The organism is Bdellovibrio sp. CKG001 (genome assembly GCF_055397465.1).
Genome location: NZ_AP029173.1, coordinates 1,048,692 through 1,070,672, shown reverse-complemented (window position 1 = coordinate 1,070,672; position 21,981 = coordinate 1,048,692). Strand labels below are relative to the sequence as shown.

Here is a 21,981-nt window from a genome sequence, read left to right as displayed (position 1 = left end):
ACATTAAAAGCAGTATCAGATTTTTCACAACTCCCCCAGTTCTTTCAACGCCTCGGTCGCTATGCGAGCGTTATCAAAAAGATGTTCTTCGCAAACAACCCCATTCTTCATTTCGCAATGAATGCAATCAAACCCAATGTAACTAATTTCTTTCGACGCATCCACAGCCTTTTGGTAGGCGGATTTTTCGATGACGTGTTTTACTTCAAAGTAATCTTTCGGTTCTATTGGCGGGAGGTATAAAACAGAATGGCATAAACTCAATCTGCGATATTTTACCAGCCAAAACTCCCTCGCCTTACCCATTATTTATTCTCCAGAAACTCTTTGTATTTATTCTTATTCATGAGGTAACGCTGACATGTTTTGCACGTTCTCCATCCATTCCTGTTAATTCTAGTGTTGTCTTTTGAAAATGGATGTCCTCTTCGGCAGTGAGTAAGTGTCTTATTTTTGTGCCTTCCCTTATTTACGCAATCTATAGAGTTATCCTTTTGCGTACCAACTGATAAATGTGATGGGTTTACGCAAGATGGATTGTCGCAAGAGTGCATGACAGATAGGCCTTTAATATTTTTACCCATTATTCTGGTGATAAATCGATGCGACCTTTCGCGTCTGTTTCCTAAATAAAAAATTCCGTATCCCTGACACTTTGATCCAATCCAGTTCCAACAATCATCTGGTCCTTTAATATCAACTTTTGACCAAAATCTATGAAAATCAGAAGCCTCTCGGCACAATTCAGATACTGTTTTAGATTCGCCGCTCATTTTACAAACCTAACACTTTCTTCCTATACAAATTGCGGTTGTACTCTGTCTTGCATGGCTTGCACATCGACTGTCTCTGCCATGCTTTTTTGTCACTTCGTTTGTGAAACTCATCTTCGCTTTTCAACTGGAAGCAGTTATTACAAACTTTAAAACGCTCGCCATCCACCAAAAGAGACTTCTCAATTAAGCACTCATCATGCAGAGGCAAGCCCCTCTTTTTTCGGTAAGCCTGCCTAGAATAGGTGCGATGCTTTTCCTTTACTCCTGGTCTTCTCCAATACTCTTTTTGATACTGGCGGCGCTTTTCATAGTTTACGTGCGCCATATTTCATCAAGCAAAGCCGCTTACTTCTCCTGCACACTGCGGTATCCTCTGCCTCCTGCATCACTTGAAAAAAATTGTTGTGTTCGATTGCGTCTCTAAGTTGGTTGGCAATAAGGAAATCCAAGAGGACTTTCTGATCGGCTCCTTCGGTTAGTTTCACACTGATCCACCCCCAAACATTGGTGCGGCATTTAATCACCATTTCCTCGTCCAGCTCAATTGCATAGAACTTATGCAGGGTCTCAGCCAGAGCTCTCTCTCGATTGGAATGCTTGGCCAGAAGGCTGGCAAAAATCCTATCCAACATGGGAATCAGAATCGCGCCATCTCCGCAACTGGGCTCAAAAAAGAAGGTTTCTTCGCTTCCAAAGAGCTCTTTATCCAAGAGATCCAACATTTCGTCAGCAGCCCATCTGGGTGTGAATACCTGGGTTTCTTTAAGAGCACTTACTTCGCCGCTCATAATAAACCCTTATCATCACATCGCTTGCACTTTACAGTCCAATTTGGCGGGTCTGTGTATCCATTACCGTTACAGTCGCGGCAGATTTGTTCTGAACTATTCGGAATTTCCGAAGAGTTGGATTCGTCACCGATGAAAGAGCGCCACTGATCAAGCTTCTTTTTCGCCCACGAACCGTCTTCAAATTGGAATTCACTTCCTTCGGCACCACCAAACATTATATTTGGCGGCTCGCCACTAACGCTATCGGGAGCATGATCCTCATTTCCGTGATAGACAAAGTGATCTCCACTGGCGTAACTTTCAAGCCCCTCCACCAACGCCTTCAGCTCCGGCAGTTCAAGGAACAGAGATTTAATTTCGTCTCGAACCATGGCGGTCATCTTTGACATTTCTCCATCATCAGCAACAGGTAATCCAAAATCACAGACATCATATTCTCGGCCTTTTTCATCGAGCTTTCTGACTATTTGATCCGCCGCCTGATTCAGTCTTTCTTCAAGCTTGGTCATTTCAACTACTTTCCTGCTCACTTCTCACCTCGCGCCTCTCTGATTTTGTTCATTATGTTCGCTGCGATTTTCTGAACGTCGTCGGTGACTTCATTTGGAAACTTCTCAATGTAAACCAAAAGACTTTCACACTCATCCAGCAGTTCTTTGTTGGCATCCGGGTCCTGCATTCCGGCTTGGTAGCCTTCTCTGAACCCATAGCGCTTAAACCCAAGAGCTGCTGGATAGGAAGCCTTTCTCCACCTTTCCACCATTGCATCTTCTTCAATCTGCATTCGCTTCTTTGATGCTTCGGTCATTTGGCTCATATATTCACCTCTTTAAAAAGTTCCTTATAATCCATATACCCCTGGAGATGTCCCAGATCGTTTTCAACCCAGTAAGAGACGATGAAGGCTGGGATCAGATCACTCCCATACACGTCAATCTTTCTGTATGCCTCATAGGTCTTGCCTATCGTTAAGGGAACTTTGACCTCATGCTTTTGCCAAAAGAACAGCCAGTGTCTTTCTAAATAGGTATTAGCAATGCATTGTACTTTTGTTCTATAGGTTCTACTTACTGGCATTACCGTTACCCCAGATCCATCGCTAATTGGTTTGGATCTACATACTGCTCATCGGTCCCTTCTTGAATGAGATTAACCGACTCCACTTCTGCGTCTTCATCATCAACCATATTCAATGCCTGGTTTTGAGCATCATCTTCATCGTCGGCGAAGATCTGGAATGTGTCGGATTCAGGCACCTTGTAGTTTACCCTTACTCTATACTCGTTCTTCATCTCAAACCTCAGCTACAGCTTCATCCCTAGAAGTGGGCGCATTCTGCCTTCATTGTAGGCAGTTGCAATTTGTGGTATTGCGAAGTCACCAAAAGTCTGACCATTTGGAAGTACGATGTGCGCCAGGAACTCCTGCTCAAGCGTGGTGATGCCAGCCTCCACACATTCCAGCTTCGCTTTGATCGCCAGGGCGAGAGAACGCCACTTAGATCTTATCATTTGCTCGACCTGCTTTTCGGTTGCCAAGACTTTACGGCCGCGGTTCTCCACCTCAGCAGTTCCATGCGCCGGCATCGGCATGTCAAACTTCACACGCTTTCCTTTGATCTCAAACTGCACTTGGGCAATGGACCTGGTCTCGGCAAATGAAAAGGCCGTGGCCCCATACTTGGACATCGTCTTTCTGATCTCCGCCTGGCTACGTTCCACCGGCACTGTTGTTTTGTCTGCGTAACTCATAATGCTATCCAACCCTTTCAAATTCGATCACCCATACCCATGGGTTTTGTTGCCATGATTCTTCGCCATAAAGACTCACCCAAGTTTTTCCGAACACTTGACGTGGGGACCAAGAAGCATGCGGAAAATCATCCGCACCAAGACTGTCAAAACCTTCTGATTTGGCGTCATCGTTTGAAATATCCTGAAGCCTTTCGATCCGGACGGATTTGATTTCCAAAGTGATCCTGGAGGCCCAGCGGGGCATGTGGATGGATGGCTTCCATGCTGAGCGCTCTTCCATGGAATCCTCGTCAGCCCATGCGAAGCTACCGTCAGCGGCCCAGATTAGATTGCCATCGACATAGCCCTGCCCGAATTTCTTCTCGCGAACTTCTTTAAAAGGTCGATCAGGGACCCACTCGATGCCGTCCCAGTTTGGCGTGAACCAGCCCCAAGTCTCCTTCACCCAAAGTCTGTCGCCGGGTTTACCGAAGGGACATTTAAAAGTTGCCCACTGAATGTCACCTCGCTCAAAGAACCACTCGCCATTTGATGATTGGTAAACCCTAAAACCCGCACCAGGCATCGGCTGAGGAACCTTTACAACCCGTCTCGTCTGAGTCTTTCGCCCATCAAGGATTGCACGGACCATTTCGGCATTGAATAAAATCGGTCTTTCTTTCATATCCCCACCTTCGGATGAGAAGCTTTAGCATCGAGTGCCTTTCGCACGCGCACGTATTCCTGGTTTAGGAAATTGCGGACATGGCGGATGGTTTCAAGGCGCTCTTCTGGCGTCTTTAGTCTTTCACCATGGTCAAAGGCACCAATCGCTAGATCTGTGGTGTTGCCATAAGCATCGATCGACAGGCTTTGTTCGCCAGCCTTTAAGATGTAATAGCCCTTACCTTTTACTTTCATCCCCATGATCTGCCCTTTCCTCAACAATCGTTTCCAAGAGATCCAAAGTTGTTCCCAACTCTCGGTCGGTCACTGATCCCAAACCCTTGGTGATCGCGCTGACCTTCCATGCTGCCGTCCCCAACTTCCGAGCCAGTTCTTTTTTGGTGATACCCGCTTGCGGGAACATCTCGTTGATACGTCTGATCAGCTCATCGCGGGGCTCATCTTTAACTTTGACTCCGCTGTCCTTGGTTGCCCTGGAAGACAGCCTTCCGTTGACGTACTCGCACTGCAGCGAACAAACATCCTGCGAACTCCCCACCATAACTTTGAATGGTCTGCCGTCGTTCTTGCAGAATCTGGTTTCCATCTCATAAGCCGACGTCATACAGACTCGCCCTTTCTCTGCTGAACTCCATGGCCACAATTCGGAACTCTGGGTGCTTCCTTATCCACCGGTATATGATGCTGCTTTCCACTTTCACCTTGCGATGAAAGGTCTGGATGGAGTCGCCGGCGGCCAGATGCTCGCGAAGTCGTTCCGGATAGCCCTCCTGGTATGATTCGAACTGACGCTGCCGGTGGCGCTTACGACGCTTTTCTGCCTGCACCCGGTTGCGGTCTTTCTGCCGGGAAGATTTTGGTTTCTTTTCTGCCCGTGGATTGCTATCAATTGGATTCACAAACGTTCTCCTTTGGAGACTTGCCCGCTCGCCCCCTAAGCAGCGGGCATTTTTTCTATACTTCCAGACCCATCACCACACGAAGAGATACCCGCGCAGCCAGCTCTGGCTCCTGAAGATCTTGAAGTCGTCTTACCATTTGAGCTAGTTCGCGCTGCTTTGGTGTGAATGACTTCGCCACAACAACATTGACAGCCATCGGCTCAGTCTTTGATTCCACGTGCGAAGTAAGAATTGGAGCTGGGGCATTTGCGTTTAGCATGGCAGGAACTACAACGAACCTTTCGGCAGATGTGAACTGCTCACAGTGCTTTTCCCAGTTGTTTTTGTGCGCCTTATAGGCAGCCCTTACCTTCTCAACTACGGAGATCTTAATCACAAGACCACTGACACGACGCTTCGCTGGAACCTTTCCCTTTCGGATCCATCTGAACAACGTTGCTGGATCGATGCCAATGCGATAGGCCGCTTCCTGAACGAACACCTCATCCTTGCCCTTTGTCAGATAAATCTCTCTTTTGTTTTGCTCACTCATTTGAACCTTCCTTCTTTGAGACCTGCCTGGTCTCTGGGTTTATTTGGTATTCACTTTCAAACTCTTCTACAGTCAGCACCACCGGATTTATCCTTGAGTGCAAAAGCCAGTAGGGTTTATCGCAGCTCGGACAGACCTCTTTGGTAAAACAAGGTGTTCGCCAACAAAGCTCATTTACCAATCCCGCGCCACAGTTCGGACACTCACCAAAGATCACTTCCTTCTCCCTACGTTCTTGGTCCTCTTGCGATAGACCTTCTGCCTCAGAATCCCGATCTCATCTGCATGGTTCGGGTGGAACAAGCCTCCATTCAGCAGCTCCCAGCCTTGCTTCCTCAGGTAGTCATAGACGTGAGGATAGGTCAGAAGGAACTCTCTGGGGCCTTTCACTGAATGCCAGGCAACCCTTCCCGTCTTGTGGCACTCAACGCACAGAGGGAGCAGATTCCAAGGATCGTCACCACCGCCCGACCCAACTGTTTTTACGTGGTGAACCTCTGAAGGAGGGGGCTTGCCGCAAGCCATGCAGGGCAGTGATCGAAACAATGCCAACAGCTCCGGATCACGCGTGGGAGTTTTCATGACCCCTTGCCCGATCATCAGATGCCCATCCAGTTCATGAGCACCCGAAACAAAATCTGCGCTACGATGAACCACAGCCACATGAGGCGCTTCTCACGGTCCACGCGATCCGCTGGATACATCCGGACGCCATCTTCGATTTCGTTCTTGTTCGAAACGTAAGAGCTCAATGCCGGACGAATAAGAGCCTCTCGATCAACCCAGACCTCGTGGGGAAGTTTATTTTTCATCAGCATGCTCCTTTGACTTCCAACGTGCCAAAAGAAGATCAACAGCACTGTTGGCGCCTTGCGTTTTAAGCCACTCTTCAAAGTTCGCGATCGCTGCCTCCGAGCTCCGGCACTCGATATTTTTGCTATCGTGAAGCTCGTATTTCTCAGCAGGAATTCCCGTCGCATCCACGATTTGCTGCGTGATCTGATCCTTGAATTCTTTGAACAAAACAACAGATCCAGGCTCCACGTTTTCCAAATCGAGCCCCTCGTGCAGAATCGGCGCTTTGAGGATGACAGACGCTTTCAACGCGACCGCCGCTGAATTCTTCCAGTCATACGCAGGACTCCCTGAACGGATGACATAATCAACCCGGGTTTTAAACCATTCCAAAGAAAGGCCCTGAACGTGCCATGCAAGCTCCACCTGCTTACGGTAGGGGTATGCATGGGGATAACGGCGATGAAGGCGTGTAGCCTGTTCCTGGAACTCCTGAAGGGTCATGCTAGGCATGTGTGCCACCTTCCGGGTTCTGCAAACTTCCCCACGCTTCCTTGATCAGTCCGGCAAGCCTTCTGGATTCGAAGTCGTTTTGCTTCAGGTCACGAATGAATTTCAAGCCACCAAGTTCGGCGATGTACTTCGCACGATTGGCTCCGAGCCACTCCAAAGCGTGGTAGTCAGAATTGAATTTTCTGACGGCCTTCAGGCAGATTTCTGCTTCGTATTTCCAATCTACTTCTTTATCTTTATCTTCTTCTTTATCTAGGACGTCGTTTGGACGTCCTTCTGACGTAGACTTGACGTCCTTTTTCTTGGTCCGTTCCAATGCTTTCAATATGTTAGGCATTTTTATTTTTACGTTATTGCCGTCAATCTCATAGGTAAGCAGATCGAATGTGCCACAAATGTCCAACATCTTCCGGAGGTTTGTCGGACTCAAGCGCAGGTTTTGTCGGAGTATTCTCTGGTGAAAGTCGAACTCGCAGTCCTCTTTTTGAAGGCGTGCGCCCGGTCCTTTTTGATCAAGTTTCTCATCAATTTTTTCCGCACACATCTCCACGATGATCCAATAGGCCAAGCCCATATGACCCATCTCGTCCATCAAACCCTGGATGGACCTGCCTCGATGTGCGTCGGTAAAATGCTTAAAGAACTTCATGATGCCCCTCTAGATGCTTTCCCTTAGTGGATGCCGTAGCGCTTTAGGATCGCCTCTGTGTGCGCCTGGATGGCGAAATCAGCGACCTGGCGGCGTAGGTATGCCTCATCCATTTTAAACTCCTCAGCCAGCGCCTTGATCGCTGATGGCGGTGGAAGTGAAGCACCTCGTTCCCAACTCGATATAAACTGCGATCTGCTGTAACCAAGACGTTCGGCAAGTTCAGCTTGCGACAGCTCAGCTTTCTTCCGCTGCTCATGCAGAAATGCACCCATATTGAATGGCATAACTCCTCCCCTTCAGAAGTTTGAGACTGGCAGGGCGCGACTCCTGCTTTGGTGACTGGCGTACATCCGGAACTCTTTATCACCTTCTTTTTGCCTTATGCGTGCTCCAATGGCCGTCGGGTTGCACCCCATTTAAGACGCCATCAGATGAAATAAATCATCGTCATCAAGCGCCCACCACAGCTTCCACGCTTCAGTCTCAAGGAAGTGATCTGGCCGGACATACCGTTTACCGATGCCTATTCTGCCTGCATCCGAGTCCAGAGCGCTGGGGTTTGCCTGGCTCCCTCGGCACCAAATCACTTCATTCAAACTCCCCGTTACCTCGGGGACACTGGGAGTATTTTTAAGGGCCACTCCTGACGCCCGACCATCCTACCCGCGCCTGGTTTGGTCGTTTGCTTCTTGCTCTTCGGGCCAGAGCCTCGGCCCATTATCGCGGCAGCAAAAATTGATTTACTTTTTCTTCTTAGGAACTAACTGAAGATCCTTCTCGGGATGCCACCAACCCTTTGGATGTTCCCCCGGGCTCGCAAGAGCTTGGACAAAGTAATTCTTGCCCGTATAGATATTCACTGCACAGTCGATGATGGTCCCTTCCATGCCGGTAAGTTTCCCTCTAACTTTTTGACCATTTTTGAATTTGAAATTTACTGTCACACCCATGGACTTCTCCTACTCTGCTTTTTGCAGGCTTTTGAAATCGATCATTGGAACTGAGTTACCGAACATGTACTGAGGAAGAGCCCCATCCCATTTCTGAACCAACTCGTACTGAACCAGACCCTTATTCTGCGCCAGTGCCTGAGACTTGATTCTCATTGCTTCCGCTGCAGCTTTCGCTGTCAGGACTGTTTGCTTCGCTGTCTCTTCGATCTGAACGGTTTCATTTTTGGCTTTCTGGGCCATCTGAATTGCAACAACCTTTTCTTCGACAGCCTTCTCGTAGGCATCATCGAAGTCCACGTTGGTGAATTGCAGATCTGTGATGACGATCGGACGATTACTTGCCTTCAGGTTTTCGCGGATCTGTTCAAGTGCAGATTTGGTCACAGCTTCGCGCTTCCCATTTAGCTCATCGGCGATGACCTTGCCGATAGCATCTTTCATTGAACCAAGGACCACCGGAACCACGATCTTTTGTTCGATCTCGTGCTCTCGTCCGATCTCCTTAAATAGGGTGCCAACGGCACTCTGGATCGGATACCACGTCACCGCATATTCGATATCCGTGCGCTGAGTATCCTTCGTAAAGATAGAGGTTTTCCCTTCGATCTTTTCTTCGCGCACGCTGATTTCTGTAATGTCAGATGTGAACGGGTTATAAAAATGAAGTCCTTCCGGAAGTGGCTCACCCACAACCTCACCGAACCGGGTTTGCACTCCGCGGTATCCAGTATCCACTTGCTCAAATCCGCACGCCGTCAAATTCAGGGCCACAATTAGCCACAATAGATGTTTCACTTTTTCCCCTTTCTTGGGTTTTGTTGTCGTTTTTCAATGAACTTTAAAAAGACCGTAAAAACGTAGGCCAAGACCAGCATGCCCACGATCACCACTATTGCTCCCACGCAGCACCTCGTTGGATTGGGGAGCCCCCGGGTCCAGCAGTCCCGGGAGCATTGCTTGATTGGTTTCTGGGCGCTGGTTCCCAGCTAAATTCTTGATCACGATACGGGTCGCCCGCGGCAACAAAGGCACCGAAGCCCATGCATACAGCCGCACTTAAAACGAAGGCCCCAACAACAATGATCACGACGAGTGCAACCACATCTTGATCAGGCATTGGAGCCCCCGTATTTCTTTTCTATTTTGGATAGAGCTTCGCGGACCTTCGGCGCGACTCGATTCACTGGAGTATTTGAAAACTCCATCGCCTGGGAGATACACTCGCAAATGAAAGTCTGCTGTTTTTCTGTCAGCGTTTCCCATGGGATCTCTGCCACATGACCGGTGATTTCATCTTGGAATGAATAGGAAACAAAAAGACCTGAGGTCTCGTAGGTAACAAACGCCCACCCGGTGCGATCTTGACTTAAAAGCTTCAAGGTCGCGCATCGCTGGTTCGGCTTCCCAAAGACTGGGTTCACATCGCGAACGATGACCGTGGACTCCATCACTATGGATTTCTCGATGTAGCTGACTGCCCTACTCATGAATTCCCCTCTGTCGAACTCATGGACACCCCTGAAGACAATACAATACCGGTCGGAATCCCCTCGAATTCCTAACTAAACAAAACTAACTTGTGGTATTGATCCCCTTGTGAGGCTCCCCTTGAGACTTAATCGAACCATCCCGGCAAGGATGATTCTGTTAAATCTTAAGAAGCGCTTTACTCATTCGCGGCAACGAACGGGAAAAGCACATCCTCTGGAACTCCAAAATATTCACAGATCGCTGATCTGTTCTCTTCCTTAACGACGAACGCATAGTTCCCACTTAGCAGTCGTTTTAGAAGCCCATGTGAAATTCCAACTTCACTGGCGACGTCCTCTATGGACTTCCCAGTGCTATCTACCAGTTTTTTCAATCGTTGCTGTTCACAACCATGCTGCCTGACACTCATGGGATAATTAATTAGCCATAAAACACGATACTGTCAATGGGGTATTAGCCATAATACAAAATACCATTTTGGCGTATTGAAGCGTAGGATTAAGTCATTGTGAATATTGATGAAATCATAATTGGAAATATTTTGCGGTTGATGCGTCAAAAGGGTCTTTCCCAGCGACAATTAGCCAAGAATGCTAAGATTAATTACGAAAACTTCAATCGACTGATGAAGGGGGGCCGATCTATAGTGAAGTCGGACGTACTCCCCTTAGTCGCCGCAGAGCTAGGGGTCACACAGGACGACCTCATGCACTCAACCCTTTCTTCTTCACCAGCCAATACCTCCAAAGAACAGCTAATCGGCGAGATCCTTGTTCGACTTTCCACCCTGAATGAGGACCAGCTTCGCGCGGCTTCGACGGGTATCAACAACGCGATCCTTGCGGCGACGTCCTCCGCCACCCTTAGGGGAAAGAAGTCCTCCACAGGAACTTGATAAGTCCTGGGAATTAATAAGTCTCAGAATCTCAATGAGAATCATCTTTGAGCTGCAGTCGCTCATCCTCACCCCGCATACATACTACTTCGCGTTTATTAACAGACCTTTGTCTGTATATCGGGCAGAGTTTATTAAAACTTTATAATGTTTAATGAAATTTGACCGATATCTGAGGCCATCGCACCTTTCCTTGACGGCAAAACTATGCCGACGGCAGATAAATACCCTGCTGACAGAATGACGAAATGGCATCTGAGAAGAAATACGAGAAGACCCTCACACGAGTAGGAACAAATATCAAAAGACTCCGAAAGGCCCGTGGTCTATCCCAGCAAGATATGGTGGATATGGGATATAACTTGAGACACATCCAACGCATCGAAAGCGGATCCCACTCAGTGAACTTATACACGCTACAAAAAATCGCTGACGATCTGAGATCGGACATTTCTGAACTCTTTAAACCCATCAAAAGATCTTAATTAATAAAGTAGCCATTGGGCCTACCTAAAGGCCCATAGGTTGATAGTTATCTCAAAATGAGTCATAACACATATATGTGTTGCAATACCACAAATATGTGTTATTATGGTCATATGAAAAAGCGTGATCTAGAGCGAAAAGCAAAGGAACTCGGCTGGTGGAAACTAAGGGAAGGTGGCAACCACGAGGTCTGGACAAACGGGACAATCACGGAGCCAATACCTCGACACAATGAGATAAACGAGATACTGGCAAAAAAGATCCTAAAGAAGATGGCAGGTAAATAACATGAGAGTTGCAGGAGCAATCACAAAAACAGGAAAATGGTGGGCGGTAGAAATACCGCTCCTCGATCTACAAACCCAAGGCGCAACAAAAGCCGAGGCCTACGAGATGGCGAAGGACGTTGTTGAAACGATGGTGAATAAAAAGGGATTTGAAGTAACAGTCATTCCCGTTGGGGTGCATGACTTTATCGTCGATACCCCTGACACGCGGGCACTGATGGCCTTCACGCTCGAGCGCCGCCGTCTTGCCAAGGGCCTGACCACCGTAGACGTCGCAAAGCTAATAGGCGAATCATCCCCCACTGGATACGTTCGATACGAAAAGGGTCAGGTCCAGCCTTCTGTTGAAAAGTTCTTTAGAATCCTAAAGGCAATCGACACAGAAAACGAGCCGGTCCTCACGCTAATGAAAGTTTCCAGCTAGTCCCTAATGGCTTCCCTGTCTTATGACGGCCTTAGATAAACTACAGCAGGCAGCAGAAACTCATTTAGACTCATGTACGTCACCAAAACGGTCTCAAGTTTATTGCAAACAAACCGATAGGAGTTGACATGAGAAAAGCGTTTTTGATTATAATGACAGCACTCACGTTTACTGCTTGCTCTAAATCCGGTGATGGCGTTGGGAGATCTTCCGATGTCATCACCTATCTAGCAAGCGAAGAAATTTCCCCCGCCATGAAGAAATACTATGTTCTCAAAATGAACCCGGCTGGTCGGTTCGAGTATTTCTCATTCCAAATTACAAATAGCGGCGGCATGACGACTCTGGATGAGTTGCATTCTTCCTGTCACCCTTACACGACCCCAGGAACAGACATTGCTGAATTTGTAGCTGAGAGCTCGGGCGGTGACTTATATGCCTACCCGTTCACTGATTCTGGTCTGCTGGCTGACAAATCAATTCTTCCGGAGATCTCCCCATTGGCGGGAAGTGTGCTTTTCACCGGAGTTACCGCGAATGCTTTGGATGCCATTCTGTCATCTATCGATGTGGTGAACTCTACCGTAGCGCGATGCTCACCTTAATAGGTTTGAGCCGCAAATTCCTCAACATAAACTGCCATTGAATTAATCATGAAGCCTGTTGCGGTAGTGCTGACCGAATATGTTTCGCCCGGCCCAACAACAATTAGACCAGACCGCAAGCTTGCGGTCGTAACCCCGCCATTGATGATTTCAGTATCTGATGATTCTCCGTATGGAGTGGTGATTTTATAGCCGAAGATGCCCTCAACAAACTCCATCGGTCCAGTGTAATTAACCGTAATCAGATGAACATAGACAAGGTAATATCGGTCAAGTGGAACGACGCCGGTTTGAATAGTTTGGGAGCCGGTCTTATTGGAATAGGTTGTTTTTGTGCGCCCAAGATATAGTAATCCACCAGTGCCCATTGTTACCCCACGTTGGATGTAGCGAACTCACGAACGATAATTTGTACGTTCGCCCCACTTGGCGTAGCAGTTTCACCAGGTCCAATAAAAAATGTCATGCCAGTTCGTGCAGGGGCCGCGAATCCACCGGACATTACGATAGTCCCGTTTGCGTTAGAACTCGTAACCACCGAGCAAATCGCATATCTATTTGCCGCACAAGTGTGAGCCGCTACACCGCTATTTGCGTTTTTGGTTTGCTGACCTTTAAACGGAACAAAAAAACTTGCCATACATTTACCTCGGTCTGTACGTAACGACGACATAGGCTCCGTTGGGATTCCCTGTCATCGCCGAGAGAAGATCCACCCGTAGGCAGTCTTTGGCGTTGAAGGTTGTCTTCACAGGAACTGGAGCCGTAAACCCTGGCACCGTGTCGCCAATCCCACACCCCTGATGGCTCGCAGCGGCTGATGTAATTTTTGGCGTCACTCCCCCAACCCCGGAAAAGATCGACTCCCAAACGGCGCTACCATGCGCCTTCCATTTGATGTCAAATTCTGTCGTTCCACCGGTGCCACCATTTCGATTGAACACCCAAATGTTGACAATCTCAGAATCAAACTCCAAAGGCTCATACCCATCAATTGCAAGGAGCGGGAAAGCACCTATTACACCAGCCCCATATACGGAGTTGATATTGAACTGTTTTCGTTCGATGTGTCTTAGAGCCAAGAAGTTACAAATGGCCGCAAGGGTATATAGAAGAGCTTGGCTGACAGCCCCTCGGTATCTCAAAGCTTCCTTGTGCAAAATCTTTCGACCTGGTTCAACAGCAGTCATCCTAAACTCCTATAACATTCTGTACGGGGCTCCCCCGTCCCTGAATCCAATTAATTCAATCATATGTCCCGGGCTCACGCTGAAATCGACGCTGCGACTCAATGTCAGAACATTCCCCGTGATCTCTTTGACCGTGATGGTCGTGTCCCCAGTCCATAGCGTATAGTCATCGTTGTGGATCTCCACGGGGCAACCCACTCGGAACTTGTCTATGTCGTCGGGGCTGACCTCGATCTGATTGAGTGCAGCACTGGCCACAACCTCAACCTGAGGATCAAAGAACACGTGCATGGACTTCCAAAGTGCACCATCTTCCGGAGACTCATCTGGATACGGGGGAGTCTCAACAACCCAGTCCTCACCAGGCGCGACCGGCAATGCCGGGTTCACGATCATCAAGTTCGGGTTCGTTTGATCAAAGCCCCTGAAGGTGGTGTCATAAGTTTGACTCCAGTCCTCGGTGCGAATCAGAACCTTTTGCCCCACATAGTTTTTCCACTTATAGTTTTCCTGCCAAAGCGGCTCAGTCCCAAAGCTCTGAACAAGTGGAAGTCTGGACGTCGTGGCCCCTGGTCCAATAAGACTTGCCGGGGAGATAACCCCGAACTTCCCGTCGGCTTCGTAGGCCGTATTCAACAACGTCACATAAGCGCGACACTGATAGACGTTCTTGCGAATGTTCACGACCTCCATCACGCGGGGTCGGAATCGGCGGGTTCCATTTGTGGAGTCCGATACCCGTAAGGCATCCGAGCCAAAGATGACGGTATTCCCCACCTCGATCTGCAGAGAGTCCTTATAAAGGATCTCGACCTCGGCAATCTTTTCAGCGCCGAACTGATAGCGGTCCAAAAGACGTTTTGAGTTGATCTGAATCTTCTCGCGCGTATCCGCGGAATCCCTGACCCCTTGGGCCTCGATGACCATCGGAAGGTTCCGGACGTTCTTCACCCGGTCAAAAGAAGCGGCCGACAAGACCGGGACCCCACGGGTCAGCTTGTCTTCAATTGCGTCCTTCTCGTACTTATAGATCACTGAGTTATAGAAGTTTTCGTTGTACGAACGCTGGATGCGGATCTTGTCCGGATCGATGATATTGTTCTCATCCAACGTCAGGGTGTTCTCTTGGGCCAGTGGGGGCATCGTCATCCCTAAAGAGGCGCGGCCCGCGCGCGGCAATCCGAAGCAGCACGATGGGCGATAGATCTGGGACTCGATGAACTGATCCCCTTTGATCGTGTCTTCCAGGTAAAAATCATAGTCGAAGAAAGTCGATGGAAACAGATCCACCAGCTCCTCGTGTTTTTCAACGTCCACCTGATCCAGCTGCATGGCGAGGCCATCTGGCCAGACATCATACTTAGATTTGAACGATATCATAGCCTGCGTGGTCTGTTCGACCTCCAAGGGCGCTCCATCCACAAGGACGTGACTTCCAAGCTCGTTGATTTCCAGACCAGTGATCTTGCGCCATGCGAAATTATTGGCGGCAACCGCTGAAGCTTCGCTTTTTATGAAGTCGCCGACCGTAACGCCGTACTTCTTTCGAATATCGACATTGGAAAAAATAATTGAATTTGGGACCTGGGTTTCGGCATCGATGTAAAGAACACTGTATGCCGGGATATTCTGGATCGGGCGCCCGCGGGAAAGCATCATCTTTAAAGCCAGATCCTTCATGCTCCCATTGATTCGATAGTAGGTTTCGCAGTCATCCCCTATCTCATAGGTGCGGGGTATTGTCCCGAAACAGCCGCGGGTAAGGCCGGTCAAAGTTGTATCTGTGATACCAGTGTACTGGATTATCTCATCTTCGATTCTCACATAGGTTCTAAAGGTTCCGTCTTCCGAGGGTAAAAGCATCCCGTCCACAACATCCAGAGTGATGGTCGTGCTGGAGTCCAGGGTGGTCGCGCCAAATGCCGCCTGAGGAGTTGCATCCTGATTTTCCACAGTCGAGACAGAAACCAAATTCACTGCCGCTTGAGATTTTTTTATTGCCGAAACAATTCCAGATGCCGTACTTCGGTCAGCTGGATTCGATGCAGTCGTGTTGGCGCTTATAGTGATGGCATTCCCAACTACCGTGACTGTTTCACTGCCCTTTGTGCCGCCAGATACAATACTAACTGTGACGTTACCAACAACAGCGTCTTGAGTTTGGTAATCCACGCCATTGATTTGTTTCGAACGATATCGCAAACGAGAGGCTAAAGCGGCCTGAATCTTCGTAAAAATATCCTGACGCTTCAGTCCCTCGGGGTGAGACACTTTCAGTTTGATGTCCAAATTACCAGCATCGATGGTATCAACGACGCCAAATAGGATTGGAATAGAATCCTCTGGGTGAGCTCCTTTCCCAAAGTTCATATAGACGATTGCACGACGGGACAAAATATCGTCCACAACGAGCCCAGGCGAAATGATCTTGGTCAGAAGTCCGGCCTTGTCCACCAGGGAGATTGTCATGGTAGTCACGGAGCCGGCGATCCCCTTGTCCTGGAATAGCTGCTGAGTGATCACCTGAGTTGACTGCGTAAGGTCGATCAGTTGGTGGGCAGTCTTATCCGCCATCACATCATCGAAACGGAAATCTGGATCATCGAAATTCAGACCAGGGTCATCGAAGCGTGGAATCTTCCAAACCTCAGTCACTGAGAATAATGGCAATCCTTCAATCTCAAGGATCACTTGAGGCTCAAGGACGGTCTTATTGATCATCATTTTTGCTTTGGCTGTCAGCTCACTCATTGCAATCTCATCTTCTCAAATTCAATGGCAGAACGATCTTGAAGACCATCAACAGAGCCGGTCGCTTCCTTGATAAGCTTCTTCATCTCATATGTGCAACCGCGCCCCAACTTCCGGCAGGCCTTTTCCAATGCGGTCTTTTGTTTGTTCAGATCTTCTGCGCTAAGGCAAAGAGCACCTCCGCGGGCTTCCTGAATTATAGTCCCGTCGGAGCTTCGCACTTCTTCTTGAGGCTCAAGGAACTCAATAAACTCTTCTAGAGTCATGTCTCCAGTACTCGGATCCAGCGTATTGGCCCAGATCGCACCGGCACTCAATCTGCCGGCGACTGTAACTACCCTGGTGTTTGGAACAGGAACTGTCGTACAGCTAAGCTGCGCGAGCAACATCGTAACGAACAACGTCAGACAAAGCTTTCTTCGCATCTTCCCTGCCCTTTTTGAAGGCCTCCGAACCGAGGCCAGATTCACGCTCGATAATTCGGAGCATGACCAGCCGACGATCAAACTCCTTTTCGAGCTGCTTATTTTTGAAGGCAATCGTCTCAAGGGCCACGTATTCACGCGCATGCTCATAGAGGCGATCAGCAAATTTGGTTACAACCCAAGTGACAAAGACTCCGAAAGGCCCCCAAGCCAGCGCCGGCATTGCGACGAACATCCTTGTTATGGCAGCCTTCACCAAGGAATCCCAAACGAGATCCTTGAAAAGGTCCATGGCCTTGTCGGAGACTTCAGTCATAGTTACGCCTTTTTGACTTCAACAAAGCGCTCGTAATACTTGCGGAAGTAGTCCACCACCGCGATCAGGAACACAGAAGACAGCGCCGCCGCCGCGAAACTTACCCCCATGGATAGCTGGGTCAGCAAGAACGTCGCAAAGGACGTGATGGCCACCGTGATGAATCTTTGGTTCGGAGCCAGCTTGCCCCAAAGACCAGCAGCCATCGGAGTGCCGAGAAACTTATAGAACAACTGCAAGACTGCAAGTGCGATCGCAATCGTCTTGGCCCAGCCTTCTTTGGTTCCGACTTCGGTAATCAATGCCCCGACGGTTTTCACAGCTGAGGAAATGAATCCATCATTGGAAACTTCAGGAATAACTTCCGGGTCAGCCGGGAAAACCGGAGTTGTCTCTGGCATGCCGATAGTCGCAGTTGCTTCGATCTTTGCAGGAGCTACGATCTCTTCTGTCGCAAATGCAGGGGTGGTCAGCATAGTACAGGAAAGCAAAACTGTTGTTAGAATCAATACCTTCTTCATTTAAAACCTCCCATGGTTTTATTTTATTTTTGGCTCCAGACGGCCGCGGATGTAACTCGTGTCGGCCCGAATTCCACCGATCTCTGTGCGGATCGCCTTTTGTTCGTTTTCGTAAGTATCCATGCGTTTTTCCAAACGGCTGTGAGTTGCCGCAGTGTCCCGCTCGAACTTCCCGGCGGACTCTTTGGATTGGAAAGTGTTTGTGGACCAAAGAACGACGCCGGCAGTTACCGAAGCGATCGTAATTCCAAATCCTATAACTTCCCTTGGTTTAAGAACAACGTCGGCCATAAAAGCTCCTTATTGCCTACAAGATACGGTGAAGTAGTTTGCCGATGCACTGGCGGCAAGCGTCGCCGCTGCTCCGGTGTTCTGACTTAAGTACAACTCCAGAGTTTCCCCTGCGTTCAGTTGAACCTCATCTGATAGGAGAACTGACTCTGAAGCTGCCGTCCCGGCAAACTGTACCTTTGTGGACCTAGAGTATTGAGACCCATTTTTATACAGCATTAGAGTTTTTGTGTGCACTGTACCACTTGAGAACTCTATCGAAGCATCAACGCTACAAATAACTGGAGCTGTTGCGGTGAACGTACCAGATGTATGGTTCAGCCATCCAGTGTAGTCATAAGTCTCAGCATTAAAGGTGATCTTTGTTGGCGTTGCGTTTGGTATTGATTGCGCCGAAGATTGAGTCGCCCTTGCAGCGATAGTCACCAAAGGGGACATTAATGGGGTGCCGGAGTCTTCAGTTATTCTAATGTAAGTGCTTACAAATCGACCAAGGGTTGCTGTACCTGAACTAATTGATCCTCTTAGATCAAGAATGTCGCCAGCTTTTAAAGGTAGAATAACAGAATGTACGGGGAAAATTTCTTTTCCCAGAGCTATCGTTGTTGCCTGCGCAATAGAATTTCCGTTACCAGTTCCATTTACATAAAGTTGTCCCTGACAAAAAGATGCTGCATCTGTCATGGACTCGCAACGTAAACCGTAGTCAATTCTATAATTTCTTGTAGCTTTGATTATAAGTTGTTGATTTGTTGAATCCCACATTCCGACAGTATCAACAGGTGCGTTCATTCCAGTGATTTTAGTTTTTGTTGAACCAACTCCAGTAACCCCGGTTCCACCACCAACAATAAATGCCCCTATATTCTGACCGCTATATAAATCCGACATCCTCGCTGGTTCGGAATAGTATTCTGTAATAATAATCACACCAGAACCACCAGCGCCGCCAGCGTATCCAGATGTTCCTGCCGTACCTCCAGTACCACCCGCGCCCACAGCATAAGCATATGTTAAACTTGGTGAGTTTATTTGTGCTTTAATATAAGCACCAGCCGATCCACCAGATCCTGTTACGCTAGGAAAAGATCCATTTCCAGCAGCGCCACCACCACCAGAACCTGTATTGGCTACAGCATTTTTACCTGCCGTTAAAGGTTCCGTTTGCGAACCTGCTCCACCAAGGGGAGTTGCTGCCCCAGCACTACCAAATAGAATAGGATTAGTTGTAGAACTATTATAAACTCCTGCATTTCCGGATGCTCCGTTTAATTGAACTATGGAGATAGCGGGAGAATTGACGGTAGCAACTCCTCCTATACCATTTCCAGAATAGGTTCCCGAACCAGAACCTCCGGTAGCAATAAGTAATGAGCTTCCAAAAGTCGTAGTTCCACCTGTACCACCTATGCCCCCATTATTTGCTGTTGTTGATGAGGAACCAGAACCTCCAGATCCTCCTCCAACCATCTCAACAATTAAGTATTTTACGCCAGGAGGTGTTGTATATGTACCAGATCCAGAAGTAAGTCTTCTTACAGTCGGTTCTTTTGTGAAATTGTTCAATGTATTAATACTCTTCTGTACTTTTCCAGCGTCAACTTTTAAAGTGTATGCAGAAGCAGATGTTGTAGCTTGATGCAAACACACGCGATATTTCTTAGATCCCAAAGTTGATTGGAACCATCCGCGATAATCGCCTTTAAGTGTCGTCGAACTTGTGTAAAGCTTTGAACCACCCTTTGGTTCAATCAACTGTCCAGCGGTCACGTCATAAACGTAGACCATCAAATCAGAATTAGTCGTATCAGATCCAGCAGCAAACGTGCCGGAGCCGACAATGTACTCAAACAACAAGTCCATCATCTGAACACCAGCAACGCCATTGTCCACGTCGAACTCGAAAGCGACGCCTTGTCCCTGTGCGTTTGCTGCGGACTTATTAATCATCCACGTATATTTGGCATACAGAGGTTTTGGATCTAGTGGATTCGTAGAATGAGTAAAGCGAGACACTGATAGGCTCGAAGTTCCACCGGTGCAGTCCACCGGCTTGGTAGCGCCCGCACCGTCATTGTAAACTGAAACGCCAGCAATATCAGTTTCAGCATCGCCCGATTTCCAGTAGTTTTCATCCGTGGCCGAACCAGAAACTGTATCCGCTTTAACAACTGTGCTTTTCATCTGATCTACACCGTGTGCTGAAATGCATGTAAGCAAGATCAGAAACATGTAACCGATAAATCTATTCATAAGATCCCCTAATTTGAAGCGCATTTCTTGAACCAACCGATGTCAGTTGCATATCTATAAGTTACACTTTGTGCGAAGCTATTTAAGAAACAGTCAACTCCAGCAATCTCCTGGGCCCCACCATCGCCACCTGGGATCGTGACTCCAAAGTTTGAATGATCACAAACCAGCGTAATTTCCATTCCATCAATTCCCGGTTGTGAAAACGGTTGGATATTGACTCGTACCGGAGTTGATGACCCGCGGATACGCCAAGTTTGAAGCTTCGCCGTAGGATGTATTGGAATCTGACCATTATCTTCCAGATCAAGCTTCGTTCCAAAGTGATGGGATACATCCGGATGCACCCACCCCACATCCCCATCGGTTGCCGAATTCTTAATAAGAACCTGACCTGCAAGGCCGCCCTCAGGAACTCCACCGCCTCCACCACTGACCATGCGCCACCTGGAGTCATCTCCAATACGCATAAGAATAAGCATTCCACCACTCTTTACTCCAACGTTCCCTCCGGTCCCGGTATCGATTTCCGCATTGTTCTTCAAAACAAGAATGTTCCCGGTTCGATTTACTATGAACAGCAGCTTGCCGTCGGCCCCGTTTCCGATGCCAGCGAGTGAAAGCAATCCTGCATTTTTTAGGACGATCACAGACTTTTCATAATCGCCTAGAATCGCATCTGCACCTGTCAAGACAGTGTTGATCTCAACTCCAAAAACCAACCCTTTCCATATCTCAACGAAGCCATTTAAAATTGATTTTCCTTTTACATAGAGGTCTTTGGCGATCCCTATGCCGCCTGCAACGCGAACAGCTCCCGTGGTATCGCTAGAGGAATTTTCAGTATTCTCGAAATCAACACGCCCTTTTGTGGATGTGTCCTGTGTTCGAGACATCAGTTTCGCGTTCACTCCAGAGGATGTGGCTGGCTGTCTAAATGGTATCGACATGACGCTCCCTCGATAACCAAGTCAACTTTCCGGTCGCATAGTAACCTGGCAGTGACTGGTCGTATTCCTCCCGAAGTTTATAGGCCATTCCTGCTGGGTCCGCCTCGGTGGACTCCAACACAAGGACCTCAAACTCGTCTGGATTGTTTTCATCTTCCATAAACTCAACTTCACCAAACGTTATTGCGTATTCCAGAAACTCCCGGACCTCACGCAACCCTTCACCCTTGCTTCTGATAATCGAACCCGCTGGCTGGGGAATGTCGGTTATGAAGAGCATCTCACACTCCATGAAACTTTCGCTTCCATACCGAGCCGCTTCAATTCTCCCCGTTGCAGTCTTCTTTTTGGTTCCGTTTACTGCTTTTTTATTGTTCACAGAGGGAACATACGACTGTAAGGGGAACTGAACCCGGTATTCTTTTCCGCATCCATTTTGACCAATATAAGAATTAGCTCCCTCAAGATCTTCCTCGGTATCGAAACCCAAAACCGGAAACGCTGACGCGTACTGCCCGGCCCCGGAGCTACACAAAAGCTTAAACGGATTCGCTGCACTGATGACCGGCTTCCTGTCTAATCGACTGACAGACAATGAATACTCCTGACCACCGACCGCATTCATTTTCAGAACGACTTCCGCGATATAGCCAGCCATTGTGTATGTCCCGTGGGTCAAAACTGCTTGCAAAGAAACTTCGCCCTCTTGAAAATCTAGTCGGTCGCAGGTCCCATCCACGAAAAATCCATAGTAAAATACAG

The 21,981-nt window shown here is 48.2% G+C and carries 36 protein-coding genes and 1 pseudogene; 6 read left to right on the top strand and 31 right to left on the bottom strand.

Annotation, left to right across the window (positions count from 1 at the left end; translation table 11 throughout):
• Positions 1-24 precede the first annotated feature (24 nt).
• From ACZ50P_RS05335 to ACZ50P_RS05235, 21 genes are all read right to left on the bottom strand, one after another.
• Positions 25-306, bottom strand: a complete 282-nt coding sequence (locus ACZ50P_RS05335) for a hypothetical protein (RefSeq protein ID WP_464134053.1) — start codon at positions 304-306, stop codon at positions 25-27.
• 775 nt (positions 307-1,081) lie between these two features.
• Complete coding sequence (locus ACZ50P_RS05330) at positions 1,082-1,564, bottom strand: hypothetical protein (RefSeq protein ID WP_464134051.1); 483 nt, start codon at positions 1,562-1,564, stop codon at positions 1,082-1,084.
• Positions 1,561-2,076 (bottom strand): hypothetical protein, encoded by a 516-nt coding sequence (locus ACZ50P_RS05325; RefSeq protein ID WP_464134049.1) that lies wholly within the window; start codon positions 2,074-2,076, stop codon positions 1,561-1,563. The genes ACZ50P_RS05330 and ACZ50P_RS05325 overlap by 4 nt, the downstream gene beginning before the upstream one ends.
• 17 nt (positions 2,077-2,093) lie before the next feature.
• A complete protein-coding gene (locus tag ACZ50P_RS05320; RefSeq protein ID WP_464134047.1) occupies positions 2,094-2,384 on the bottom strand; it encodes a hypothetical protein in 291 nt (96 codons plus the stop codon).
• A 265-nt stretch (positions 2,385-2,649) separates the two neighbouring features.
• The gene (locus ACZ50P_RS05315; RefSeq protein WP_464134044.1) at positions 2,650-2,859 is read right to left on the bottom strand and encodes a hypothetical protein; all 210 of its coding nucleotides are present in this window, start codon (positions 2,857-2,859) and stop codon (positions 2,650-2,652) included.
• A gap of 12 nt (positions 2,860-2,871) precedes the next feature.
• Positions 2,872-3,318, bottom strand: a complete 447-nt coding sequence (locus tag ACZ50P_RS05310) for a hypothetical protein (RefSeq protein ID WP_464134043.1) — start codon at positions 3,316-3,318, stop codon at positions 2,872-2,874.
• A 4-nt stretch (positions 3,319-3,322) separates the two neighbouring features.
• Positions 3,323-3,985, bottom strand: a complete 663-nt coding sequence (locus ACZ50P_RS05305) for a hypothetical protein (RefSeq protein ID WP_464134042.1) — start codon at positions 3,983-3,985, stop codon at positions 3,323-3,325.
• Positions 3,982-4,227: a hypothetical protein gene (locus ACZ50P_RS05300; protein WP_464134039.1), complete on the bottom strand. Its 246-nt coding sequence runs from the start codon at positions 4,225-4,227 to the stop codon at positions 3,982-3,984. Before ACZ50P_RS05300 ends, ACZ50P_RS05305 begins: the two co-directional genes overlap by 4 nt.
• Complete coding sequence (locus ACZ50P_RS05295; protein WP_464134038.1) at positions 4,205-4,591, bottom strand: hypothetical protein; 387 nt, start codon at positions 4,589-4,591, stop codon at positions 4,205-4,207. Before ACZ50P_RS05295 ends, ACZ50P_RS05300 begins: the two co-directional genes overlap by 23 nt.
• Entirely contained in the window at positions 4,575-4,886 is a 312-nt protein-coding gene (locus ACZ50P_RS05290; RefSeq protein ID WP_464134037.1) for a hypothetical protein, read from the bottom strand. Before ACZ50P_RS05290 ends, ACZ50P_RS05295 begins: the two co-directional genes overlap by 17 nt.
• A 55-nt stretch (positions 4,887-4,941) precedes the next feature.
• A complete protein-coding gene (locus ACZ50P_RS05285; protein WP_464134034.1) occupies positions 4,942-5,421 on the bottom strand; it encodes a MerR family transcriptional regulator in 480 nt (159 codons plus the stop codon).
• Between the two features lie 213 nt (positions 5,422-5,634).
• Positions 5,635-5,946: an HNH endonuclease signature motif containing protein gene (locus ACZ50P_RS05280; RefSeq protein WP_464135185.1), complete on the bottom strand. Its 312-nt coding sequence runs from the start codon at positions 5,944-5,946 to the stop codon at positions 5,635-5,637.
• A 74-nt stretch (positions 5,947-6,020) separates the two neighbouring features.
• A complete protein-coding gene (locus ACZ50P_RS05275) occupies positions 6,021-6,233 on the bottom strand; it encodes a hypothetical protein (protein ID WP_464134033.1) in 213 nt (70 codons plus the stop codon).
• Entirely contained in the window at positions 6,223-6,729 is a 507-nt protein-coding gene (locus ACZ50P_RS05270; protein WP_464134031.1) for a hypothetical protein, read from the bottom strand. The genes ACZ50P_RS05275 and ACZ50P_RS05270 overlap by 11 nt, the downstream gene beginning before the upstream one ends.
• Positions 6,722-7,378 (bottom strand): hypothetical protein, encoded by a 657-nt coding sequence (locus ACZ50P_RS05265; RefSeq protein ID WP_464134029.1) that lies wholly within the window; start codon positions 7,376-7,378, stop codon positions 6,722-6,724. The genes ACZ50P_RS05270 and ACZ50P_RS05265 overlap by 8 nt, the downstream gene beginning before the upstream one ends.
• Positions 7,379-7,401: 23 nt before the next feature.
• The gene (locus tag ACZ50P_RS05260) at positions 7,402-7,665 is read right to left on the bottom strand and encodes a helix-turn-helix domain-containing protein (RefSeq protein ID WP_464134027.1); all 264 of its coding nucleotides are present in this window, start codon (positions 7,663-7,665) and stop codon (positions 7,402-7,404) included.
• Positions 7,666-8,121: 456 nt separating this feature from the next.
• Positions 8,122-8,331: a hypothetical protein gene (locus ACZ50P_RS05255; RefSeq protein ID WP_464134024.1), complete on the bottom strand. Its 210-nt coding sequence runs from the start codon at positions 8,329-8,331 to the stop codon at positions 8,122-8,124.
• 9 nt (positions 8,332-8,340) lie between these two features.
• Positions 8,341-9,129 carry a prohibitin family protein gene (locus ACZ50P_RS05250; protein ID WP_464134022.1) on the bottom strand — a complete coding sequence of 263 codons (789 nt, stop codon included), beginning with the start codon at positions 9,127-9,129 and terminating at the stop codon, positions 8,341-8,343.
• Positions 9,130-9,223: 94 nt separating this feature from the next.
• Entirely contained in the window at positions 9,224-9,451 is a 228-nt protein-coding gene (locus ACZ50P_RS05245; RefSeq protein WP_464134020.1) for a hypothetical protein, read from the bottom strand.
• Positions 9,444-9,821, bottom strand: coding sequence for a hypothetical protein (locus ACZ50P_RS05240; RefSeq protein WP_464134017.1), 378 nt, complete (start codon positions 9,819-9,821; stop codon positions 9,444-9,446). The genes ACZ50P_RS05245 and ACZ50P_RS05240 overlap by 8 nt, the downstream gene beginning before the upstream one ends.
• A gap of 179 nt (positions 9,822-10,000) precedes the next feature.
• On the bottom strand, positions 10,001-10,234 hold the full coding sequence (locus ACZ50P_RS05235; protein WP_464134015.1) for a helix-turn-helix domain-containing protein: 234 nt from the start codon (positions 10,232-10,234) through the stop codon (positions 10,001-10,003).
• Positions 10,235-10,333: 99 nt separating this feature from the next.
• On the opposite strand from ACZ50P_RS05235, the pseudogene ACZ50P_RS05230 reads away from it, so the two are divergent.
• The 6 genes and pseudogenes from ACZ50P_RS05230 to ACZ50P_RS05205 all read left to right on the top strand — a co-directional run.
• Positions 10,334-10,522, top strand: a pseudogene (locus tag ACZ50P_RS05230) (helix-turn-helix domain-containing protein); the annotation flags it as partial.
• Between the two features lie 9 nt (positions 10,523-10,531).
• Positions 10,532-10,720, top strand: coding sequence for a hypothetical protein (locus tag ACZ50P_RS05225; RefSeq protein ID WP_464135242.1), 189 nt, complete (start codon positions 10,532-10,534; stop codon positions 10,718-10,720).
• 248 nt (positions 10,721-10,968) lie between these two features.
• Positions 10,969-11,205 carry a helix-turn-helix domain-containing protein gene (locus ACZ50P_RS05220; protein WP_464134014.1) on the top strand — a complete coding sequence of 79 codons (237 nt, stop codon included), beginning with the start codon at positions 10,969-10,971 and terminating at the stop codon, positions 11,203-11,205.
• A 57-nt stretch (positions 11,206-11,262) separates the two neighbouring features.
• The gene (locus ACZ50P_RS05215; protein WP_464134012.1) at positions 11,263-11,493 is read left to right on the top strand and encodes a type II toxin-antitoxin system HicA family toxin; all 231 of its coding nucleotides are present in this window, start codon (positions 11,263-11,265) and stop codon (positions 11,491-11,493) included.
• Between the two features lies 1 nt (position 11,494).
• Entirely contained in the window at positions 11,495-11,917 is a 423-nt protein-coding gene (locus tag ACZ50P_RS05210; RefSeq protein WP_464134010.1) for a type II toxin-antitoxin system HicB family antitoxin, read from the top strand.
• 128 nt (positions 11,918-12,045) lie between these two features.
• Positions 12,046-12,522 (top strand): hypothetical protein, encoded by a 477-nt coding sequence (locus ACZ50P_RS05205; RefSeq protein ID WP_464134007.1) that lies wholly within the window; start codon positions 12,046-12,048, stop codon positions 12,520-12,522.
• On the opposite strand, the gene ACZ50P_RS05200 is transcribed toward ACZ50P_RS05205, so the two are convergent.
• The 10 genes from ACZ50P_RS05200 to ACZ50P_RS05155 form a co-directional block, all read right to left on the bottom strand.
• Entirely contained in the window at positions 12,519-12,890 is a 372-nt protein-coding gene (locus ACZ50P_RS05200) for a hypothetical protein (RefSeq protein WP_464134006.1), read from the bottom strand. The two genes, ACZ50P_RS05205 and ACZ50P_RS05200, sit on opposite strands and share 4 nt — an antisense overlap.
• Positions 12,891-13,166: 276 nt before the next feature.
• Positions 13,167-13,712 (bottom strand): hypothetical protein, encoded by a 546-nt coding sequence (locus ACZ50P_RS05195; RefSeq protein ID WP_464134004.1) that lies wholly within the window; start codon positions 13,710-13,712, stop codon positions 13,167-13,169.
• Positions 13,713-13,721: 9 nt separating this feature from the next.
• Entirely contained in the window at positions 13,722-16,463 is a 2,742-nt protein-coding gene (locus tag ACZ50P_RS05190; protein ID WP_464134001.1) for a hypothetical protein, read from the bottom strand.
• Positions 16,460-16,888 carry a hypothetical protein gene (locus tag ACZ50P_RS05185; protein ID WP_464134000.1) on the bottom strand — a complete coding sequence of 143 codons (429 nt, stop codon included), beginning with the start codon at positions 16,886-16,888 and terminating at the stop codon, positions 16,460-16,462. The genes ACZ50P_RS05190 and ACZ50P_RS05185 overlap by 4 nt, the downstream gene beginning before the upstream one ends.
• Positions 16,833-17,204 carry a hypothetical protein gene (locus ACZ50P_RS05180; protein WP_464133997.1) on the bottom strand — a complete coding sequence of 124 codons (372 nt, stop codon included), beginning with the start codon at positions 17,202-17,204 and terminating at the stop codon, positions 16,833-16,835. Before ACZ50P_RS05180 ends, ACZ50P_RS05185 begins: the two co-directional genes overlap by 56 nt.
• Before the next feature lie 2 nt (positions 17,205-17,206).
• Positions 17,207-17,725: a hypothetical protein gene (locus ACZ50P_RS05175; protein WP_464133996.1), complete on the bottom strand. Its 519-nt coding sequence runs from the start codon at positions 17,723-17,725 to the stop codon at positions 17,207-17,209.
• 18 nt (positions 17,726-17,743) lie between these two features.
• Positions 17,744-18,016: a hypothetical protein gene (locus ACZ50P_RS05170; RefSeq protein ID WP_464133994.1), complete on the bottom strand. Its 273-nt coding sequence runs from the start codon at positions 18,014-18,016 to the stop codon at positions 17,744-17,746.
• Positions 18,017-18,025: 9 nt separating this feature from the next.
• Positions 18,026-20,269: a hypothetical protein gene (locus ACZ50P_RS05165; RefSeq protein ID WP_464133992.1), complete on the bottom strand. Its 2,244-nt coding sequence runs from the start codon at positions 20,267-20,269 to the stop codon at positions 18,026-18,028.
• An 8-nt stretch (positions 20,270-20,277) separates the two neighbouring features.
• Complete coding sequence (locus ACZ50P_RS05160) at positions 20,278-21,219, bottom strand: hypothetical protein (RefSeq protein ID WP_464133990.1); 942 nt, start codon at positions 21,217-21,219, stop codon at positions 20,278-20,280.
• A complete protein-coding gene (locus ACZ50P_RS05155) occupies positions 21,203-21,877 on the bottom strand; it encodes a hypothetical protein (RefSeq protein WP_464133989.1) in 675 nt (224 codons plus the stop codon). The genes ACZ50P_RS05160 and ACZ50P_RS05155 overlap by 17 nt, the downstream gene beginning before the upstream one ends.
• Positions 21,878-21,981: the final 104 nt, after the last annotated feature.

Excerpts from the sequence above, each read along its gene's own strand:
- ACZ50P_RS05335 (WP_464134053.1), bottom strand. The coding sequence starts at position 306 with ATGGGTAAGGCGAGGGAGTTTTGGCTGGTAAAATATCGCAGATTGAGT.
- ACZ50P_RS05330 (WP_464134051.1), bottom strand. The coding sequence starts at position 1,564 with ATGAGCGGCGAAGTAAGTGCTCTTAAAGAAACCCAGGTATTCACACCC.
- ACZ50P_RS05325 (WP_464134049.1), bottom strand. The coding sequence starts at position 2,076 with ATGACCAAGCTTGAAGAAAGACTGAATCAGGCGGCGGATCAAATAGTC.
- ACZ50P_RS05320 (WP_464134047.1), bottom strand. The coding sequence starts at position 2,384 with ATGAGCCAAATGACCGAAGCATCAAAGAAGCGAATGCAGATTGAAGAA.
- ACZ50P_RS05315 (WP_464134044.1), bottom strand. The coding sequence starts at position 2,859 with ATGAAGAACGAGTATAGAGTAAGGGTAAACTACAAGGTGCCTGAATCC.
- ACZ50P_RS05310 (WP_464134043.1), bottom strand. The coding sequence starts at position 3,318 with ATGAGTTACGCAGACAAAACAACAGTGCCGGTGGAACGTAGCCAGGCG.
- ACZ50P_RS05305 (WP_464134042.1), bottom strand. The coding sequence starts at position 3,985 with ATGAAAGAAAGACCGATTTTATTCAATGCCGAAATGGTCCGTGCAATC.
- ACZ50P_RS05300 (WP_464134039.1), bottom strand. The coding sequence starts at position 4,227 with ATGGGGATGAAAGTAAAAGGTAAGGGCTATTACATCTTAAAGGCTGGC.
- ACZ50P_RS05295 (WP_464134038.1), bottom strand. The coding sequence starts at position 4,591 with ATGACGTCGGCTTATGAGATGGAAACCAGATTCTGCAAGAACGACGGC.
- ACZ50P_RS05285 (WP_464134034.1), bottom strand. The coding sequence starts at position 5,421 with ATGAGTGAGCAAAACAAAAGAGAGATTTATCTGACAAAGGGCAAGGAT.
- ACZ50P_RS05280 (WP_464135185.1), bottom strand. The coding sequence starts at position 5,946 with ATGGCTTGCGGCAAGCCCCCTCCTTCAGAGGTTCACCACGTAAAAACA.
- ACZ50P_RS05275 (WP_464134033.1), bottom strand. The coding sequence starts at position 6,233 with ATGAAAAATAAACTTCCCCACGAGGTCTGGGTTGATCGAGAGGCTCTT.
- ACZ50P_RS05270 (WP_464134031.1), bottom strand. The coding sequence starts at position 6,729 with ATGCCTAGCATGACCCTTCAGGAGTTCCAGGAACAGGCTACACGCCTT.
- ACZ50P_RS05265 (WP_464134029.1), bottom strand. The coding sequence starts at position 7,378 with ATGAAGTTCTTTAAGCATTTTACCGACGCACATCGAGGCAGGTCCATC.
- ACZ50P_RS05260 (WP_464134027.1), bottom strand. The coding sequence starts at position 7,665 with ATGCCATTCAATATGGGTGCATTTCTGCATGAGCAGCGGAAGAAAGCT.
- ACZ50P_RS05255 (WP_464134024.1), bottom strand. The coding sequence starts at position 8,331 with ATGGGTGTGACAGTAAATTTCAAATTCAAAAATGGTCAAAAAGTTAGA.
- ACZ50P_RS05245 (WP_464134020.1), bottom strand. The coding sequence starts at position 9,451 with ATGCCTGATCAAGATGTGGTTGCACTCGTCGTGATCATTGTTGTTGGG.
- ACZ50P_RS05240 (WP_464134017.1), bottom strand. The coding sequence starts at position 9,821 with ATGAGTAGGGCAGTCAGCTACATCGAGAAATCCATAGTGATGGAGTCC.
- ACZ50P_RS05235 (WP_464134015.1), bottom strand. The coding sequence starts at position 10,234 with ATGAGTGTCAGGCAGCATGGTTGTGAACAGCAACGATTGAAAAAACTG.
- ACZ50P_RS05225 (WP_464135242.1), top strand. The coding sequence starts at position 10,532 with ATGCACTCAACCCTTTCTTCTTCACCAGCCAATACCTCCAAAGAACAG.
- ACZ50P_RS05220 (WP_464134014.1), top strand. The coding sequence starts at position 10,969 with ATGGCATCTGAGAAGAAATACGAGAAGACCCTCACACGAGTAGGAACA.
- ACZ50P_RS05215 (WP_464134012.1), top strand. The coding sequence starts at position 11,263 with ATGAGTCATAACACATATATGTGTTGCAATACCACAAATATGTGTTAT.
- ACZ50P_RS05210 (WP_464134010.1), top strand. The coding sequence starts at position 11,495 with ATGAGAGTTGCAGGAGCAATCACAAAAACAGGAAAATGGTGGGCGGTA.
- ACZ50P_RS05205 (WP_464134007.1), top strand. The coding sequence starts at position 12,046 with ATGAGAAAAGCGTTTTTGATTATAATGACAGCACTCACGTTTACTGCT.
- ACZ50P_RS05200 (WP_464134006.1), bottom strand. The coding sequence starts at position 12,890 with ATGGGCACTGGTGGATTACTATATCTTGGGCGCACAAAAACAACCTAT.
- ACZ50P_RS05195 (WP_464134004.1), bottom strand. The coding sequence starts at position 13,712 with ATGACTGCTGTTGAACCAGGTCGAAAGATTTTGCACAAGGAAGCTTTG.
- ACZ50P_RS05190 (WP_464134001.1), bottom strand. The coding sequence starts at position 16,463 with ATGAGTGAGCTGACAGCCAAAGCAAAAATGATGATCAATAAGACCGTC.
- ACZ50P_RS05185 (WP_464134000.1), bottom strand. The coding sequence starts at position 16,888 with ATGCGAAGAAAGCTTTGTCTGACGTTGTTCGTTACGATGTTGCTCGCG.
- ACZ50P_RS05180 (WP_464133997.1), bottom strand. The coding sequence starts at position 17,204 with ATGACTGAAGTCTCCGACAAGGCCATGGACCTTTTCAAGGATCTCGTT.
- ACZ50P_RS05175 (WP_464133996.1), bottom strand. The coding sequence starts at position 17,725 with ATGAAGAAGGTATTGATTCTAACAACAGTTTTGCTTTCCTGTACTATG.
- ACZ50P_RS05170 (WP_464133994.1), bottom strand. The coding sequence starts at position 18,016 with ATGGCCGACGTTGTTCTTAAACCAAGGGAAGTTATAGGATTTGGAATT.
- ACZ50P_RS05165 (WP_464133992.1), bottom strand. The coding sequence starts at position 20,269 with ATGAATAGATTTATCGGTTACATGTTTCTGATCTTGCTTACATGCATT.
- ACZ50P_RS05160 (WP_464133990.1), bottom strand. The coding sequence starts at position 21,219 with ATGTCGATACCATTTAGACAGCCAGCCACATCCTCTGGAGTGAACGCG.
- ACZ50P_RS05155 (WP_464133989.1), bottom strand. The coding sequence starts at position 21,877 with ATGGCTGGCTATATCGCGGAAGTCGTTCTGAAAATGAATGCGGTCGGT.